This window comes from Pseudomonas sp. YNh (genome assembly GCF_037993085.1).
Taxonomy (GTDB): Bacteria; Pseudomonadota; Gammaproteobacteria; order Pseudomonadales; family Pseudomonadaceae; genus Aquipseudomonas; species Aquipseudomonas putida.
The window spans coordinates 72,204-88,115 of sequence record NZ_JBBMRJ010000010.1 but is presented as its reverse complement, the minus strand read 5'-3'; the positions used below and the strand labels follow the sequence as shown (position 1 = coordinate 88,115).

Here is a 15,912-nt window from a genome sequence, read left to right as displayed (position 1 = left end):
CGCAAAGCGGCCCTGTCCGGAGGATCAGGCCGGCTCTGCTTCCCGTTCCAGCATCGCCTCGCGGTACCGCGCCAGCTCCTCGATGGTCAGCACCGGCAAGTTGTACTGCCGCGCATAAACCGCCACCTGCTCGCCACGCGCCATGCTGCCATCGGGGTTCATCAGCTCGCACAGCACTGCCGCGGGGCGCAGGCCGGCCAGGCGCGCCAGGTCCACCGAGCCTTCGGTGTGCCCACGGCGGGTCAGCACCCCGCCATTGCGGGCGCGCAGCGGGAACACATGCCCCGGGCTGACGATATGACGCTGTTCGGCGCTGGAGCGCAGTGCCGCGCCAATGGTGGTGATGCGGTCCTGGGCAGAAACCCCGGTGGTGATGCCTTCTGCAGCCTCGATGGTGACCGTGAAGCCGGTGCCGTGGCGGGCCTGGTTGTTCTGCACCATTGGCGCCAGTTGCAGTGCGTCGACGGTGGCTTCGTCCAGGCACAGGCAGACGATGCCGCTGCAGTCGCGGATCATCATGGCCATGGTCTGCAGCGTAATGTTTTCGGCAGCGGCAATGATGTCCGCTTCGTCCTCGCGGTCGTCATCGTCAAGCAGCAGCACAGGGCGCCCGGCCTGGAAGGCGGCGATGGCGGCGGAAACAGCGGGGAATTGCGGATGGTTACGGGTGGACATGAAACGCTCCTCGTGAATGATCGATGAACGTCTCGGGGCGAACAAAATGCGCGCGCAGGGGCGCCCGGATGGCCCCTGCCTGACGCCTTCTTTCATCCGGACTATGACCGTCGGCTCTGGAGTTGCACCAGATCTGCTGACCCCCGGCATGGCCGGGGCGCTCGCGGGCTCATCTTTCGATTTACCGCCGGTGGGGACTTTCACCCCGCCCTGAAGACCGCCCAAGCATACCGCACCTTGCCACCCCGCTGGCAACCCACGGCTCTACGACCTTTGGCGGTATCATGCCGTCATGCATTCGAGGAACAAGCCCATGGATATTCTCCAGGTCGCCGGTGGCAAGCCGATCAAGTTGTGGACCGATGGCGTGCCGGTCGAAGACGAGGCCCGCCAACAACTGCTGAACACGGCCAGGATGCCGTTCATCTTCAAGCACCTGGCGGTGATGCCCGACGTGCACCTGGGCAAGGGCTCGACCATCGGCAGCGTGATCCCTACGGTCGGCGCGATCATCCCCGCTGCGGTTGGCGTGGACATCGGCTGCGGCATGATCGCCGCGCGCACCTCGCTGCACGCGCGTGACCTGCCAGACAACCTGCATGGCTTGCGCAGTGCCATCGAGCAGGCGGTGCCGCATGGCAAGAGCTTCGGCAAACGTGACCAGGGCGCCTGGGCCGATGTGCCGGCCAAGGCGGACAAGGCCTGGGGCCAGCTGGCCGGGCGGTTCAAGGCCATTACCGACAAATACCCGCGGCTGGAAAAGACCAATAACCGCCACCACCTGGGCACACTGGGCGGTGGCAACCACTTCATCGAAGTGTGCCTGGATGAAGCCGACCGCGTCTGGTTCATGCTGCACAGCGGCTCGCGCGGTGTGGGCAATGCCATCGGCAACCTGTTCATCGAGCTGGCCCAGGCCGACATGCGCCAGCACCTCGCCAACCTGCCAGACGAGGACCTGGCGTACTTCGAAGAAGGCAGCCGCCATTTCGCCGACTATGTCGAAGCGGTGGAGTGGGCGCAGGAGTACGCCCGGCAGAACCGCGAGCTGATGATGCTGGCCGTGGTCGGCGCTGCTCGCAAGGCGCTGGGCAAACCGTTCGAGGCCAGCCTGGAAGCGGTGAACTGCCACCACAACTACGTGCAGCGTGAGCAGCATTTTGGCCGCGAAGTGCTGGTGACGCGCAAAGGGGCGGTGTCGGCACAGAAGGGGGAACTGGGCATCATCCCGGGCTCGATGGGGGCCAGGAGCTTCATCGTGCGTGGGCTGGGCAACGAGGAGTCGTTCTGTTCCTGCAGCCATGGCGCAGGCCGGGTGATGAGCCGGACCAAGGCCAAAAGCCGCTTTACCGTCGAGGACCAACGGCGTGCCACGGCGCATGTGGAGTGCCGCAAGGACAAGGACGTCGTCGACGAGATCCCGATGGCGTACAAAGACATCGAGGCGGTGATGCGTGCCCAGCAGGCGCTTGTAGAGGTGGTTCATACACTGCGCCAGGTTGTGTGTGTGAAGGGGTAGCGAGAAGTGCCATAACTGGCTACCACACAGTGCGCCGGGGTAGTTCCTAGAGTGTTGCGCAGCCCGCTTGGGGCAGACACCAGAGGATTGCAGAAATGGCCACGCTTTACCCGTTCACTGACAGCGACGTCGATGATGCCTTCGCCCAGCTCGACCAAGCATTGTTCGACAAAGTGCGCGAAGCTGATGGACCTGGAAGTGACCCCACCCCGAACATGCTGATCGTTGCCGGTGCGCAAGGGTCAGGCAAGACCTACCTGCTGGAGAAGCAGCTGCTGCCCAGCGAGCGCTACCAGAACCATGTGCGGCTTTACCTGCCAGAATTTCGCAAGCTGCACCCGCACTACACCGAAATGAGCGAGCACGGTGTGCTGCACGTATACGAGCACACCGAAGCCTTCATCAGGGCATTGAGCGGCAAGGTTTTTGGGTACGCTTTCGCCAACCGCTACAACATCATCATGGAAACGGCACTGGACGACGAAGCATTCGCCGGTTTCCCGCCTGCAGCCGTAGAGGCGGGTTACCGCTTCGAGATTCACATGATCGCCTGCAAGGTGGAATTCAGCCATTGGGCGACCCTCGACCGCGGTGTGAAGAGCGTTGCCAAGGGCGAAATCGAGCGATTCGTGGCGTTGTCGCAGATCCAGGCCTCACAGGCGAATGCCAAAAAGATCCTGAACGCTTTCGAACACGCCTGTACGCAGGCCCCTGGTTCGCAGGTCACGCTTTATGAGCGTGGCTTCGAAACGGATCAGCAGAGCAAGGTGCTGTGCCACAGCATCTGTGATGCCCCTGGTGTGTTGACTCCCCAGGCGGACTACGATGGCCAGCCCTTTTTCCGGGCGCCTTACCACGACACACTGGTTGAAATCCGGCGCAGCCCTGAAGGCAACGACTCTGGCACCTACCTGCAATTCTTCCAGGTTGTGCATGCCGGCATGCTTGATGAGCCGGTGCGCCAACAGATGGTCATGGCCTGCTGCAAGACCCTTGGCCGTAGCACCGACCTGGTACCGCGGATTTCCAGGGATGCCTTCCGCGACCTGAGCCAGTACCTGCTCAAGTACACCTATCCCTGATGCTACGAGGGCTCAGCAGGCCGGAGCCGGATAGGCGGTTATCTGGCCAGCTGCTCGACCACCGTCTGCAAAGAGGCCCCCAGCATTTCCCCATGGCCCAGCCCTTCGAACCTTTCGAAACGCACCTGAAGGCCTTGTACCATGGCCAGGTCTGCCGCCAGTTCTCGTGCAGGCTTCTCGACATCGCCCTTTAACTGCGCCCTGGGGTTGGCAGGTTCCTCGCTACCGCGCATCAGCAGCAGCCGCACAGGGTTGCTGCCCAACCGTTGTTCAAGGCCCTGTGCCTCCTGCACGATTGCCCCGTCATGCCACCACAGCGAAGGGCTGGCCGCCGCATAGTCACTGAACGCCCCGGGCCGGGTGAACAGCGCATGCAGCACGGCCAGCCCGCCGTAGGAGTGGCCCCACAGCGTCTGTCGCTGCAGGTCGATGGGGGCCAGCCCGGCCACCATCGGCCGCATGCGCTCGGTCAGCAGATCCAGAAATGCATCCACGCCACCACTGGGCAGGCCGGTCAGCGGGTCACGCTGCTCGGCCTGCCCAGGCAACGCCGGGGTATAGTCATAAGTCCGCCCCGCCCGCTCGATACGCTGCCCGGTCTGGTACCCCACGGCCACCAGCAAGGGCGCCTGGCCGGCGGCCAGTTTGGCCAGTTGCTGGCTGTTCAGCGCGCCGAGCGCAGCATTGCCGTCGAGCATCCACAGTACCGGGTACCCCGATGCTGGCGCCGGGCGGTTCGGCTTACCGACCCACAAACGGTAATGACGCTGGCCATCCGCAGAGTCCAGGTCGAGCTGGGTGAAGCGGTAGGCCAGGTCCTGACGCTGCAGCAGCGAGGTGTCCATCTTCTGGTTGCGCTCGGGCTGTGCCAGGGCAACGGGGGCTGCAAGGGCCAGTGCCAAAGCCAGCGTCAGGGTCATCTTGCTCATCAGGCGTCTCGTCAGGGCTTTGCGAGGAACGCAAGGCTGGAACGCCCAGATGATAATCAGTCCTGATTGAGCGTAAAGCGCATTAACTTTCTAAACAGTCCCTGGCCATCGGCAAGGTCAGGTGCAGGCACAGCCCAGGGCGGCCATTGCTGGCCCACAAGCGGCCGCCTTGCAGCTCGATGGCGCGGCGGGCGATGGCCAGGCCCAGGCCGAAGCCCGCGCCGCTGTCGGTCAGGCGCTGGTAAGGCTTGAAGATGCGTTCAAGGTCGGCGTCAGGTACGCCGGGGCCCTGGTCGCTCAGGCGCAGGTGCCAGCAGTCGCCTTCACGCCAGCCCTCCAGGCTGACCCGGCCCTCGGCCGGCGAGTGGCGAATGGCATTGCGCATCAGGTTTTCCAGGGCCTGGGCCAGGCTGTCCAGATGGGCCTGTACCAGGCAATCGGTGCCGAGTGAACACGGCAGGCGTGCACGGTCCCAGCCACTTTCGAAGCAGGCGTCCTGGCACAGTGCCTCCCATACGGAAACCATCAGTATCGGCTCGGTCGGCAAGCTGGGTTGTTCGGTGTCCATCCAGGCCAGGTCCAGCGTGTCTTCCAGCAGCTTCTGCATGTCGGCGACTTCGCGGTCCAGGCGCTCGCGCAACTGCAGCGGCGGCAAGTCGCTGTCATGGGCGATTCGCAACCGTGCCAGGGGTGTGCGCAGTTCGTGAGACAGCGTGCGCAGCAGCAGGCGCTGTTGCTCCAGGCTCTGGCGCAGGCGCCCGGCCATGTGCTCGAAGGCTTGTGCCAGTTCACCCAGCTCGTCACGGCGTGCCAGCAGGGGCAGGGCGGGGCTATCGAGGTCATCGGCACGCAGGGCGTCGGCGCGGTCGCGCAGGCGGTTCAGTGGTACGACTAAATGCCGGTACAACGCCAGGCCCAGTAGCAGGGCGAGCAGTGCAGGTGCAACGCCGTGGGTGATCACATGGGTCCATGGCGTCAGGCCGGTGGGCAGCAGGCGTTCGGGCAGTTGCAGCACCAGGCGGCCGCGCTCGGGGTGTTGCGGGAATTCGATGCTCACGTAGGGCAGCTCATCCTGCAGGCGCCGGCTCATGGGCCAGTCCAGTTTGCGCATGAAGGTCAGGTGGCTGGCCTCCTCGGCGCTCAGCGGCGTGGTGCCGAGGCTTTGCAGGTGTGGGCCGATCACCGCCACCCAGGTGTCCTCGGCCTGTTCCAGTTGCCTGCGCCAGGCCTCGGCGCCTACCGCACCGCCCTGGTTCCAGGCGTCTTCAGCTTGTTGCGCATAGCGCGCCAGGTAATCCTGGTCGGCCGGGGACAGAAAATAGGTGCTGCGCTCCACCGACAGGCCCCAGGTCCATATCAGCCAGATCAGCAACAGGCAGAAGCTGACCTGCAGTACGGCCAGTTTCCACAGCAACGGGTGGCGACGCATCAGGGCTGTTCCGTGTCGACCAGGATATACCCCTGCCCGCGCACGGCCTGGATCTGCAGGTGCTGGGCACTGATGTCGGCCAGTTTGCGGCGCAGGTTGCACACGTGCACGTCCAGGCCCCGGTCCAGGCGGGTATAGGCCCGGTGCAGCACGGTCTGGTACAGGAAGGGTTTGCTCAAGGTTTCGCCGGGATGCGCCCGCAGCGTCACCAGCAAGCGGAATTCGGATGCGGTGAGGCCAGCGGCATTGCCGTTGTGGATAACGTCCTGGCGGTCGTGGTCCAGCATCACTTCGCCGACGTCGGCACGCAGCGCCGTGCCGCGATCAAATGCCACGCGCCGCAGCAAGGCATCGACCCGTGCGTCCAGCTCCGCCAGGCTGAAGGGCTTGGGCAGGTAGTCGTCGGCACCACGGGTAAAGCCACTGATGCGGTCCTGCTCGGCGCCCAGCGCCGACATCAGCATGACCGGCACCGCCTGCTGCCGGCGCAATTCGTCGAGCAGGCTGAGGCCATCGATACCCGGCAGCATGATGTCCAGCAACACCAGTTCGAACGGTGTTTGCCGAATGGCGTCCAGGGCCTGGGTACCCGTGGCGCAGGCGTGTACCCGGAAACCGCGTTTGAGGAAATGGCGTTCCAGGTCCTGACGCAGGCTTGCGTCGTCTTCGGCGAGGAGAAGTGAGGTGGGCACGGGGAGCCTTGAATGAGAACCTGTATCAGTTACGAATCATCCCATTGCCAGCAAGGGAGGGCAACGCCTGGGTGTGTTAAGAAGGTTAATCCTGCTGCGCCCCCGTTTTCCCTCCGGTATCGTTCGCAAAAAGCAACTTGTTTCGTTTGCGAATTACTATCATTTGGGCGAAGGGTGTGTCATGAACGGTTTCAAAGGTGTGGGGAGCTCGCGACGGGCTCGGGGCTGGCTGGTGCTGGGGTTGCTGGCGCCGTTTTCGGTGTCGGCACTGGCCGAAACGGTAGCGACCCAGGCGGCAGCCGAGGACACCTCGCTCGACCTGCCGGCATTGACCATCGAAGGCAACCGGCTGTACGACATGCTGCCCTCGGAAGCCACCGGTGGCTACAGCGTCGATGCCGCGACCGTGGGCACCAAGACGCCAGCAGCGCTGAAGGACATCCCCCAGTCGATCACCGTATACACCCAGGACTACGTCAAAGACCGCCAGTTCGTACACCTGGATGACCTGGCCAAGTACACCGCCGGCCTGCGCACCCTGACCAACGACAGCGGCCGGTCGTCGATCTACGCCCGTGGCTACGAGTACAGCGAATTCAACATTGACGGCCTGCCGGCGCCGATGGCCAGCATCTTCGGTACCGTACCGTCGCTGGCGGCGTTCGACCGTGTCGAAATCATGCGCGGCCCGGCCGGGCTGTTCAGCAGCACCAGTGAACTGGGTGGCATCGTCAACATGGTGCGCAAGCGCCCGACTGCCGAGTTCCAGGGCCACGTCGAAGGCAGCTATGGCACCTGGGACACCAACCACGAAGAAATCGACCTGAGCGGGCCGCTGGATGACGCCGGCCGCGTGCGCGGGCGTTTCGTCGCGTCCCGTGACGACACCAATGGCGAAGTCGATTACAACGCCAACACCAGTAACAGCTACTACGGCGCGCTGGACGTCGACCTGGACGACGCCACCACGCTGTCGTTCGGCCTGATGCACGAAGTGAAGAACATCACACCGCACAATGGCTACCCGGCAACGTTGTCCGGTGATGTGCCCGACTTCAGCCGTTCCCGTTTCCTGGGGGCGGACTGGAACTACTTCGACGGCAAGACCACCGACCTGGTCGCCGAGCTGACCCACCGCTTCGACAACGGCGGCTATGGCCGTATCGCGGCGCGTGGTTCACACCGCGACACCAATTACCTCTACGCCTTCACCGCCACCAATGCCACCACCGGTGCCAACTCCGAGCGCGCCAGCGCGCGCGACTTCACCCAGGACACCTACTCGCTGGACGCCAGCTACAGCCAGCCGTTCGAAACCCTTGGCCAGGTCAGCGAGTTTGTGGTCGGCACCGACTACAAGAACTACGACACCGAGTACCTCAACGGCAGCACCAACCTGGGCGCCATCAACGTCAACACCTACTCGCCCAAGCAGTTCGCCAAACCGTCGCCCAACTACAGCACCGAGACCGGCATGCAGGAAGAGGAGTATGGCTTGTATTCCAAGGTCACCTTCCGCCCGATCGAGCGCCTGGCGCTGATCGCCGGTGGCCGCTTCAGCTGGTACCGCGGTGATTTCTACACCACCACCCTGAGCAGCGGTGCCAGCACCAACGACAGCAAGCGCGTGGACGGCCACTTCACGCCGTATGGCGGCCTGGTCTACGACCTGACCGAGAACCATGCGCTGTACGCCAGCTACTCGCAGGTGTTCAAGCCGCAGTCCGACACCGACAGCAACGGCCGGGTGCTGAAGCCGCGTGAAGGCGAGCAGTACGAATTCGGCCTCAAGAGCAGCTACTTTGGCGGCGACCTGAATACCCGTTTCTCGGTATTCCGCCTGACCGACAAGAACCGCGCCACCACCGAATATGACGAGGATGGTGTAGACACCAATTTCTCGATTGCCTCCGGCAAGACCCGCGTCAAAGGCGCGGAAGTGGAAGTGAGCGGCAAGCTGACGCCAAACTGGGAGTTGCTGGCCGGCTACACCTGGATGGAAACCGAAACCCTCAAGGGTGACGCCGAAACCACCTTCTTCATCATGCCGCGCAACCAGGCTTCGCTGTGGAGCAAGTACACCATCAGCCAAGGCCCGCTGACCGGCCTGGCCATTGGCGGCGGTGTATCCGCGATGAGCAGCTTCTATTCCGAGAACGGTGGCGTGCGTATCGATGCACCCGGCTATGCCACGGTTGACGCGATGCTGTCGTACCCGGTTACCTCGAAGCTGACGGCCACCTTCAACGTCAACAATCTGTTCGACCGGGACTACCTGTCGCGGGTGGGGTCGACGTCCACGTTCAACTTCTACGGGCCGTCGCGCAGCATGATGGTTGGCGCGCGTTACGATTTCTGATCGGTTCGTTCCGGTACGCGTGCGGTCCCTGTAGGAGCGGCAAACGATGAGAAATTGTTGCTACACCGCGTGTGCAATCTGTGAAGGCGCACTAGAGTGAACTCGAACGGAGCGCTTGCTGCGTACGCAGGAGGTCTGCAAGGACGCTACAACGTTGTTGAGATGGACGGCTGGTATTGAGGAGTAAGCCCCATGTAAACAATTTGAAAGTTAGTGTCCTGGCATCCCTGTGAGGGGAATATGATTGAAGACCCATACATGTTGTTCACCCGTATTCCTGTTGTCGTAGACGAGCAAGGTGGTTTGTTTACAGACCCCTTGTGGGTCAAAGATATAGAGCTTCACCTCACCTACATAGAAAACTTCGGCATGTGCTGCCCTGTCGAGAGAGGCGGCAACGTCGACGGGCTGCAAAGCATTAGCCATCTGGATGTTAAATGGCTCTATGGGTTGCGCAAAGACTATGGGCTTTCGTCAGTATTAAAGAACTTTTTTCCGAATTTCATAACCGTCATCAATGCCTGCAAGCATGCCCGGATCGTTCATTCTGACGGCGCCGGTTGGGCATTTCCCTTGTCCTTTTACCTATTGCCGCTCAAGCCGTTGTTCCGCTTCCAATGGGTAATTGTCATAGAGTCTTCATTCTGGATGTTGGCTCAGGGGCAGGCGCGAACCCTCAGAGCAATCATCGAACACCACGTGCACACCCTGTTATTGAAGTGCTGCCTGAAGTTGGCGAATGCCAGGATTTTTACCCAGTCCTTCTACAAGGAATATTTTCTTGGGAGCAATAACAGTCGCACGTTAATTAACCCTGCCAGCTGGCTCGACAAGAAATTCATGGCATCCCCTGAGGCCGTCAGACATAGATTTGAAGTCAGGCGCAGCCGCACACTCAACGTGCTTTACCCATCCCGCCTTGTTCTGGATAAAGGTGTACTGGTAGTCCTTGAAGCCATTGAACAGCTGAAAACCGAAGACGTTGATATCACCGTCACCCTGATGGGTGATGGTGATTTGAAAGAGCACTGCCGACGCTTTGCTGCCGAAAAGCGTGGCGGCGTCGAGGTGAGGTTCCAGGACGCGGTTGATTACGGCAAAGATTTTTTCAGGATCATTGCCCAACATGACTGGCTGTTGGTGCCGACATTGAAACAGGAACAACCCCGAATCATTTTTGACGCATTCAGCCAGGGCGTTCCCGTCATCGGTTCTGACACATCCGGGGTCCTGGACATAACCAGCAAGCACAACGCGCTGACGTTCGAAACCGGGAACCCGTCCAGCCTGGCAGACCGTATTCGTCATGCTGCCCGGCATCCCGAGCTGGCGCTGGAAATGGGGCTTGCGGGGTTGGATTATGCGACCGGGAAAACACACTTGCAGATGCATCAGGTGCGCGAGGAGTTCCTGAAGAGCAGTTTGACACCCTCTGCAAGCCCGCGCGCCCCAAATGACTGACGACGGGCGCCCCGATCACCGACTGATAACCAGGCGCCCACCAGCTTGGCGAACCTGCAGCCCATAGGTCTGGGCCAGCATGGCCAACGCCAGCGGCATATCATCGACCGGGAAGGTGCCAGACACCCGCAGTTCGCTCAACGCGGGGTCGCACTCCAGGCGCTGGTCGGCGTAGCGCATCAATGCCTGCGCCCACTGTTGCAATGGCATGTCATCGGCCACCAGCAAGCCGCGTTGCCACGCCAGGCTGGTTTCACGCACCTCCCCGACAAGGCCCAGACGCTTCCGGGTGAATCGAACCTGCTGCCCGGCGCGAATGATGTTCTCGACTGCCGTCACGCTGGTGCTTTCGGGTCGTACCTGCACGGCGCCTTCGTACACCTCGAGCAAGGTTTCATCGGCCAGCTGACGCACGCTGAACCGCGTGCCCAGTGCAAGCAACTGCCCATGCACGGTCTGCACCATCAGCGGCCGTGGGTCGGCAGCGGTCACGATGTACACCTCGCCACGGCGCAGATGCAGCAACCGTTGCGCGCTATCGAAAAGCAGCTGCAGGGCACTGTCGGTATTCAGGATGATCTGCGTGCCATCGGCCAGCCGCGCGTGTCTGCGCTCGCCCACAGCCGTATGGTAATCACTGGCAAAACGCCCGGCCTGCGAGCGCCAGCCCCACCAGCCAAGCGGTGCGGCACCCATCAGCAGAACCAGCCCGCGCAGTACCGCGCGCCTGCCCGGGGGGCGTTGCAGGGTGTGCCTGGCCAGCGTTGGCGGCAGGCTGCCCAGGCGTGAAAGCAGGCGCTGCGCCCTTTTCCACGCACGTTCGTGCTCATCACTGGCAAGCCGCCAGCGTTCCAGTTCGAGCTGCTGGGCAGGCAGCAGCGGCCCTTCCTGCATCAGCATCAGCCACGAGGCTGCCTGGGCAAGCACATGCTGCGCGATGGTATCGTCGGGCGTTGCAGTACCGTTAGTCATCGGGCATCTGCGTCAGGCAGGTCAGGTAGCCGTCGTGGATGTACTTCTTCACCGTCGGCAGCGCTATGTTCAAGGCCACGGCGATGTCCTTGTGCTTCATGCCGTCCAGGGTCGCCATCAGGAATGCCTGCCTTGCACGCGGTCGCAGCTTGTGCAGAACTGCGTCGATCTCATGCAGGGTCTCGAGGATCACACATTGCAGCTCAGGCGACGGATACTCGGGCTCTGGCAGCAACAGCAGCGCTTCGAGCCAAGCCTGCTCCAGCGACTGCCGGCGCCGCCAGCTCACCAGCACGCAGTTCGCGATGCGCGTGAGGTAGGCGCGGGGTTGACGAATCGGCTCGACCCGCGCGCCCTCGCGGCTGGCCAGCACACGCAGGAACGTATCCTGGGCCAGATCGTCGGCCACCCCGCGCCCCCATGACCTCAGCCGGTAGGCAAGCCAGTTACGCAGCCAGGCGTGGTTCTCGATGTACAGCGTTTCGATACTGCACGGCTCGGTACTGTCAGGCGGGGAGAAGGGGGCATTCATCGTCGATTGAATTGATACATGGGCTGTCGCAAATGCAAACCATTATCACTAGAATTGCTCAAGTCACAAGGCCAGTTCGGTAAATTCGGACGCTTCCTAGCCATTCATATCCTTTTTTCGATCTCGTGCGACAGAGGAGGTAACTAGCCCGCTGCCAGTGGTGGGCGCGAACCCTACGAGCGAGAAAACCATGCTCCCAGTACGTTGTCCTTCACCTGCTCCGCGCCCTCGGCCTTGCCTGTCGCCCATCAACTTTGTGCTGCGTTGCACGCTGACCAGTTGCTGCGCTTCAGGCCTGCTGCACAGCAGCGCGGTTTTGGCCGAGGATGCCCACAAGGCTGCGCTCACGGCTACCCGCCTGGACGACGCCACGCTGCTTGACTACAACATTGCCCAAGGCCCGTTGGGGGCAGCCCTCGGCAGCTTCAGCAGCCAGGCCGGGCTGCTGCTGTCGTACGAGCCTGACCTGATTCGCGGGCGAACAGCGCCCGCCTTGAAAGGGCGGTATACGGTCAGCGAGGGCATGCAGCGGTTGCTCGCCAATACCGGTTTGCGGCTGGTGCCAAGTGCTACCGGCACCTACGTGTTGATGGCGCAGGGCACCGCTGCCCGTGCAGCAGCAGAGTTGTCGCCGACCATGGTCGAGGCCGCCGCGCAGGGCCCAGAGGTGGAAACCTACAGAGCGCCACGTTCGTCAGTGCACCTGACCAGCGAGCAGATCGACCGCTTCGGCCGGGTGTCTGCGGGCGACCTGCTCAACGGTATCCCTGGCGTGCAGGTTGGTGACACCCGCAATGGCGGTGCCCTGGACGTCAACATCCGCGGCATCCAGGGCCAGAGCCGGGTGGCGGTCAAGGTCGATGGTTCTGAGCAGGCCCTGGATGTCTATCGAGGTTATGGCGGTACCCAGCAGCGCAGCTATATCGATCCCGACCTGATCAGCAGTCTGACCGTGAACAAAGGGCCGTCGACCAAGTCCGGGGCGATAGGCGGCACGGTGGAGATGCAGACGATCGGTGTGCAGGACATTCTGGTGGACGGCAACCAGGTCGGCGTGCGCCTCAAGGGTGATTTCTGGGACAACGGCGTAGCCCCCGCCCACCGCAGCGCCAGCTCCAGGGATGAAAGCCTGACCGCGCCGCCACGCGACAGCCGGGGCAGCCTGTTTGGCTCCGAGGCTGAGTCTGGCAGCGCTGCCTTTGCCTTTACCACAGAGCGGCTGGACGTGGTGGCGGCGTATGCACACCGTAACCAGGGCAACTACTTTTCCGGCAAGAAAGGCCAGGACCGCTACCGCATCCATGACGAAGACGGCCGGGAGCAGCCAAGCGTGGCAATGACCTACAACGCCGGCGAAGAAGTGCTCAACTCTTCATCGAAAACCGACTCGTACCTGCTGAAGGCAACCTGGCGGATAGCCGACGACCATACGCTGGACCTGGGCTATCGCCGCTACGACGGTCGCACTGCCGAGATCATGCCTTCCGACATCTATCGTTTCGGCACCGCGGGTATCTACCAGTACCCCTTGGGCGAGGTGAAGATCGACACCTACACGGCGCGCTACCACTACCTGCCTGCCGGTAACCCCTGGGTCGACCTGACCAGCAACCTGTGGATGACAGACGCCAAAACCAGCACCTTGAGCTCAGCCTGGACGGCGCCTGCTTCGCAATTGTTTCGTTCTGACCGCAGCTGGACCCGCCAGGACAACCGCCGTATTGGTGGCGACCTGAACAACGTCTCCCGGTTCGAGACGACCCATGGCGACTTCAAGCTCGACCTGGGCGGCGCTTTCCAGCTCGAAGACCTGCAACCGCAGAAAAGTGTGCTTATCACCCAGCATGACATCGATGCCAACCGCACCCTGCGCGATGCCTCCAGGCAGGAGTTCAACTTCAACGGCAAGCTCGAGTACCAGCCGATCGAGCAACTGACCCTGTGGGGCGGTGGCCGTTACAGCCACTTCCGCACTAGGGACAACACCGTGCTGGCCACCGCCCGGCGTCAGGACCGCGAGGTACGATACATCTCGGCGAGTGGCCCGAAAGGCTGGGGCAGTATGACCTGGTTCCCTGACCAGAACGGCCAGTACACCGATGCCACCGACCCCAGGCTGAACAACGGCATCGTCTTTGGCAACAGCAACGAGCCGTTCAATGGCGTGCGTTTCAACGACTTCGGCGCGACCAGCGTGGAGGTCGGTACCGAAGGCATCAGCAGCGTAGTCACAGGCTACGACCATAGCCCGCAGGGCAGCAGCAGTGGCGGCGGCTTCTCGCCGGCATTCGGCATCAACGTCGAGCTGATGCCCGACACGTTCTTCTATGTCACCTACACCCAGGGCCTGCGCCTGCCGTCTTTGTTCGAGACCAGCCAGGGTACCCAGCAAGTCTCCCCCGGTAAAAGCCTGAAGCCCGAACGCTCGCAGAGCTGGGAGATCGGCGTCAGTGCGTTGCGCGACAACCTGTTGACCGAGCACGATTCGGCCGCGGTCAAGCTTGCCTACTTCGACAACGTGATCAAGAACTACATCACCCGTTACTACGACCCAAGCCCGGGGCTTTGGGGCCTGATGACCTTCAGCAACACCGACAGCTTCAGCACCCGCGGCCTTGAGCTGCAATCACACTACGATGCCGGCCGTGTGTTTGCCGACCTCTCGGCCACCTACTACCTCAAGACCGAGACCTGCGATGCGGACTTCGCCGGCAAACTCCGCGCTACCGCCAACCCGTACCAGAAGACCGAGAACACGCCCAACTGTACGCCGGGCAGTTTCATGGGCTCTTACACCAACACCCAGAACCCGCCACGGTTTTCAGCCAACCTGACTGGCGGCGTGCGCTTCCTCGACGAGGCATTGACCGTGGGTGGCCGGGTGACCTACACCTCCGGGCCGACCAGTACCCTCGACAAGCCCTGGCAGTCCGGTGCTACCACGCCGCAGATCGAATACCGCTCGGTTGCGCTGTTCGATCTGTTCCTGAAATACAAGTTGCTCGAGAACACCGAGGTGAATGCCTCGCTGCAGAACTTGACCGATCGCTACTATCTGGACCCGCTGGCGCAAAGCTTCATGCCGGCGCCGGGGCGCACGCTGCGGGTGGGGGTAGTGACGCGGTTCTGAAGGCCGCAGAGGGCGTTGGCGCAGAAGGTTTCGCCAGCGCCCCGATATTTTTGCGGGCATTAAAAAGCCGGCTTGTGGCCGGCTTCTCGGGGACGCTTCCGACTAATTTATGGTAAGCCGCAATCGCCTTAACTGTGTGGCCATCAAGGGCCTGAAAGAGATGGCAGATGCCCGTGTGGGATATCGCCGAGCCCTCTGGACCGCGGCTCGCGCCGGTCGGGGCTTAATGTGCGGCGTAGCATACAAGGGCACGCGCAGGATGCCCAGCAAAAAATGGCACAGGTTGTTTCAGCCGGGCCGCTGCTGGCGGAAATGCGACCAGTGGAATACCCAACCGATAATCTCCAGCCCCTGCGCCTGGCGCTGGGCGCAGGTGTAGCGTTCGACGGCGTAATTGCGACGGTCATGGCTGTGCAGGTACAGCGTGCCCTGCGGGCCGAGGCTGAGGTTGTTTACCCTGAGCACGCCATTGTGCAGCAGGGCATAGGTTTCGCCCTCTATTACCCGGGTCATGCCCAGGTCCACGGCCAGGATGGCCTCCTGCGGAATAAGCGGGACCATGTTGCTGGCGGGCATGGCCAGGCAGATGGCGTGATGGGCGTGCACACCCAACCCTTTCAGCGCTTTTGCCGGCAGGCGCAGGTGTTTGCTGGCCACCGGCGCAAGCAGGCCGTTTCGCAGTTCGTAAAAAGGCACCCTCAGCTCCCGGGCACGGTGTGCCGACAGTGGGCTGGGCGGGTTGGCCGGTGCCTGGCGTGGCGGGTGGTTGCGCTGGACCGGGTTTGGGTGTTTGGGCCCTTCGCCTGTGCGTAGCCAGCGCCGATGCACACAGAACAGGTCGGCCATTTCGTCCAGGCGGGCCAGGGGTACGCCGCGGTTGAACCAGTTGTTGACGTGCTGCGGTGTGACGCTGCGCTGAGCGGCGAAATCAGAAGCGGACAGGCCACATTCGTGGAGAAGGGTTTTGAGGCGGTCGCCGGAAGTGTTCATGGGGGCGAGTGTAGCGACGGGGTACCCGCAAGGAAATGAACCGCTTGTTGACGGAATTTGTACGAAAAGTGCCTGCTTGTAGGGCGTTGGTGTAGGACTGCGTAGGACTTTTTACCGAATGAAGGTGCTGTCGCCCCTTCGG

12 protein-coding genes and 1 riboswitch are annotated in these 15,912 nt (G+C 62.4%); of the genes, 5 read left to right on the top strand and 7 right to left on the bottom strand.

Features of this window, described 5'->3' with window-relative positions; translation table 11 throughout:
• Nucleotides 1–24: 24 nt before the first annotated feature.
• Nucleotides 25–675, bottom strand: coding sequence for a 3,4-dihydroxy-2-butanone-4-phosphate synthase (ribB, locus tag WF331_RS12875; RefSeq protein ID WP_016497790.1), 651 nt, complete (start codon nt 673–675; stop codon nt 25–27).
• An 80-nt stretch (nt 676–755) separates the two neighbouring features.
• Nucleotides 756–897: riboswitch (FMN riboswitch) on the bottom strand.
• Nucleotides 898–967: 70 nt separating this feature from the next.
• On the opposite strand from ribB, the gene WF331_RS12870 reads away from it, so the two are divergent.
• Nucleotides 968–2,194 carry an RtcB family protein gene (locus WF331_RS12870; RefSeq protein ID WP_431357547.1) on the top strand — a complete coding sequence of 409 codons (1,227 nt, stop codon included), beginning with the start codon at nt 968–970 and terminating at the stop codon, nt 2,192–2,194.
• Between the two features lie 95 nt (nt 2,195–2,289).
• A complete protein-coding gene (locus tag WF331_RS12865) occupies nt 2,290–3,276 on the top strand; it encodes a zeta toxin family protein (RefSeq protein WP_284364874.1) in 987 nt (328 codons plus the stop codon).
• 38 nt (nt 3,277–3,314) lie between these two features.
• Here WF331_RS12865 and WF331_RS12860 read toward each other — a convergent pair whose 3' ends face one another.
• The 3 genes from WF331_RS12860 to WF331_RS12850 all read right to left on the bottom strand — a co-directional run bounded on the left by WF331_RS12860 (nt 3,315) and on the right by WF331_RS12850 (nt 6,326).
• The gene (locus WF331_RS12860) at nt 3,315–4,205 is read right to left on the bottom strand and encodes an alpha/beta hydrolase (RefSeq protein ID WP_016497793.1); all 891 of its coding nucleotides are present in this window, start codon (nt 4,203–4,205) and stop codon (nt 3,315–3,317) included.
• Nucleotides 4,206–4,287: 82 nt separating this feature from the next.
• Nucleotides 4,288–5,634, bottom strand: coding sequence for a HAMP domain-containing sensor histidine kinase (locus WF331_RS12855; RefSeq protein ID WP_016497794.1), 1,347 nt, complete (start codon nt 5,632–5,634; stop codon nt 4,288–4,290).
• A complete protein-coding gene (locus tag WF331_RS12850; RefSeq protein WP_340622977.1) occupies nt 5,634–6,326 on the bottom strand; it encodes a response regulator transcription factor in 693 nt (230 codons plus the stop codon). The genes WF331_RS12855 and WF331_RS12850 overlap by 1 nt, the downstream gene beginning before the upstream one ends.
• A 181-nt stretch (nt 6,327–6,507) precedes the next feature.
• Here WF331_RS12850 and WF331_RS12845 point away from each other — a divergent pair, with 181 nt between their 5' ends.
• A complete protein-coding gene (locus WF331_RS12845; protein ID WP_340622976.1) occupies nt 6,508–8,685 on the top strand; it encodes a TonB-dependent siderophore receptor in 2,178 nt (725 codons plus the stop codon).
• A 258-nt stretch (nt 8,686–8,943) separates the two neighbouring features.
• Nucleotides 8,944–10,146, top strand: coding sequence for a glycosyltransferase family 4 protein (locus WF331_RS12840; RefSeq protein ID WP_231859010.1), 1,203 nt, complete (start codon nt 8,944–8,946; stop codon nt 10,144–10,146).
• A gap of 15 nt (nt 10,147–10,161) precedes the next feature.
• Here the strand turns inward: WF331_RS12840 and WF331_RS12835 are convergent, their stop codons facing one another.
• Nucleotides 10,162–11,118, bottom strand: a complete 957-nt coding sequence (locus WF331_RS12835) for a FecR domain-containing protein (protein WP_340622975.1) — start codon at nt 11,116–11,118, stop codon at nt 10,162–10,164.
• Nucleotides 11,111–11,650, bottom strand: a complete 540-nt coding sequence (locus WF331_RS12830; RefSeq protein ID WP_016497832.1) for a sigma-70 family RNA polymerase sigma factor — start codon at nt 11,648–11,650, stop codon at nt 11,111–11,113. The genes WF331_RS12835 and WF331_RS12830 overlap by 8 nt, the downstream gene beginning before the upstream one ends.
• A 190-nt stretch (nt 11,651–11,840) precedes the next feature.
• Between WF331_RS12830 and WF331_RS12825 the strand changes: the two genes are divergently transcribed.
• Nucleotides 11,841–14,780, top strand: coding sequence for a TonB-dependent receptor (locus WF331_RS12825; RefSeq protein WP_340622974.1), 2,940 nt, complete (start codon nt 11,841–11,843; stop codon nt 14,778–14,780).
• Nucleotides 14,781–15,068: 288 nt separating this feature from the next.
• On the opposite strand, the gene WF331_RS12820 is transcribed toward WF331_RS12825, so the two are convergent.
• Nucleotides 15,069–15,770: a LexA family transcriptional regulator gene (locus WF331_RS12820; RefSeq protein ID WP_340622973.1), complete on the bottom strand. Its 702-nt coding sequence runs from the start codon at nt 15,768–15,770 to the stop codon at nt 15,069–15,071.
• Nucleotides 15,771–15,912 lie beyond the last annotated feature (142 nt).

Bases quoted from the DNA above. Each gene is read 5' to 3' on its own strand.
- ribB (WP_016497790.1), bottom strand. From the start codon at position 675: ATGTCCACCCGTAACCATCCGCAATTCCCCGCTGTTTCCGCCGCCATC.
- WF331_RS12870 (WP_431357547.1), top strand. From the start codon at position 968: ATGCATTCGAGGAACAAGCCCATGGATATTCTCCAGGTCGCCGGTGGC.
- WF331_RS12865 (WP_284364874.1), top strand. From the start codon at position 2,290: ATGGCCACGCTTTACCCGTTCACTGACAGCGACGTCGATGATGCCTTC.
- WF331_RS12860 (WP_016497793.1), bottom strand. From the start codon at position 4,205: ATGAGCAAGATGACCCTGACGCTGGCTTTGGCACTGGCCCTTGCAGCC.
- WF331_RS12855 (WP_016497794.1), bottom strand. From the start codon at position 5,634: ATGCGTCGCCACCCGTTGCTGTGGAAACTGGCCGTACTGCAGGTCAGC.
- WF331_RS12845 (WP_340622976.1), top strand. From the start codon at position 6,508: ATGAACGGTTTCAAAGGTGTGGGGAGCTCGCGACGGGCTCGGGGCTGG.
- WF331_RS12840 (WP_231859010.1), top strand. From the start codon at position 8,944: ATGTTGTTCACCCGTATTCCTGTTGTCGTAGACGAGCAAGGTGGTTTG.
- WF331_RS12835 (WP_340622975.1), bottom strand. From the start codon at position 11,118: ATGACTAACGGTACTGCAACGCCCGACGATACCATCGCGCAGCATGTG.
- WF331_RS12830 (WP_016497832.1), bottom strand. From the start codon at position 11,650: ATGAATGCCCCCTTCTCCCCGCCTGACAGTACCGAGCCGTGCAGTATC.
- WF331_RS12825 (WP_340622974.1), top strand. From the start codon at position 11,841: ATGCTCCCAGTACGTTGTCCTTCACCTGCTCCGCGCCCTCGGCCTTGC.
- WF331_RS12820 (WP_340622973.1), bottom strand. From the start codon at position 15,770: ATGAACACTTCCGGCGACCGCCTCAAAACCCTTCTCCACGAATGTGGC.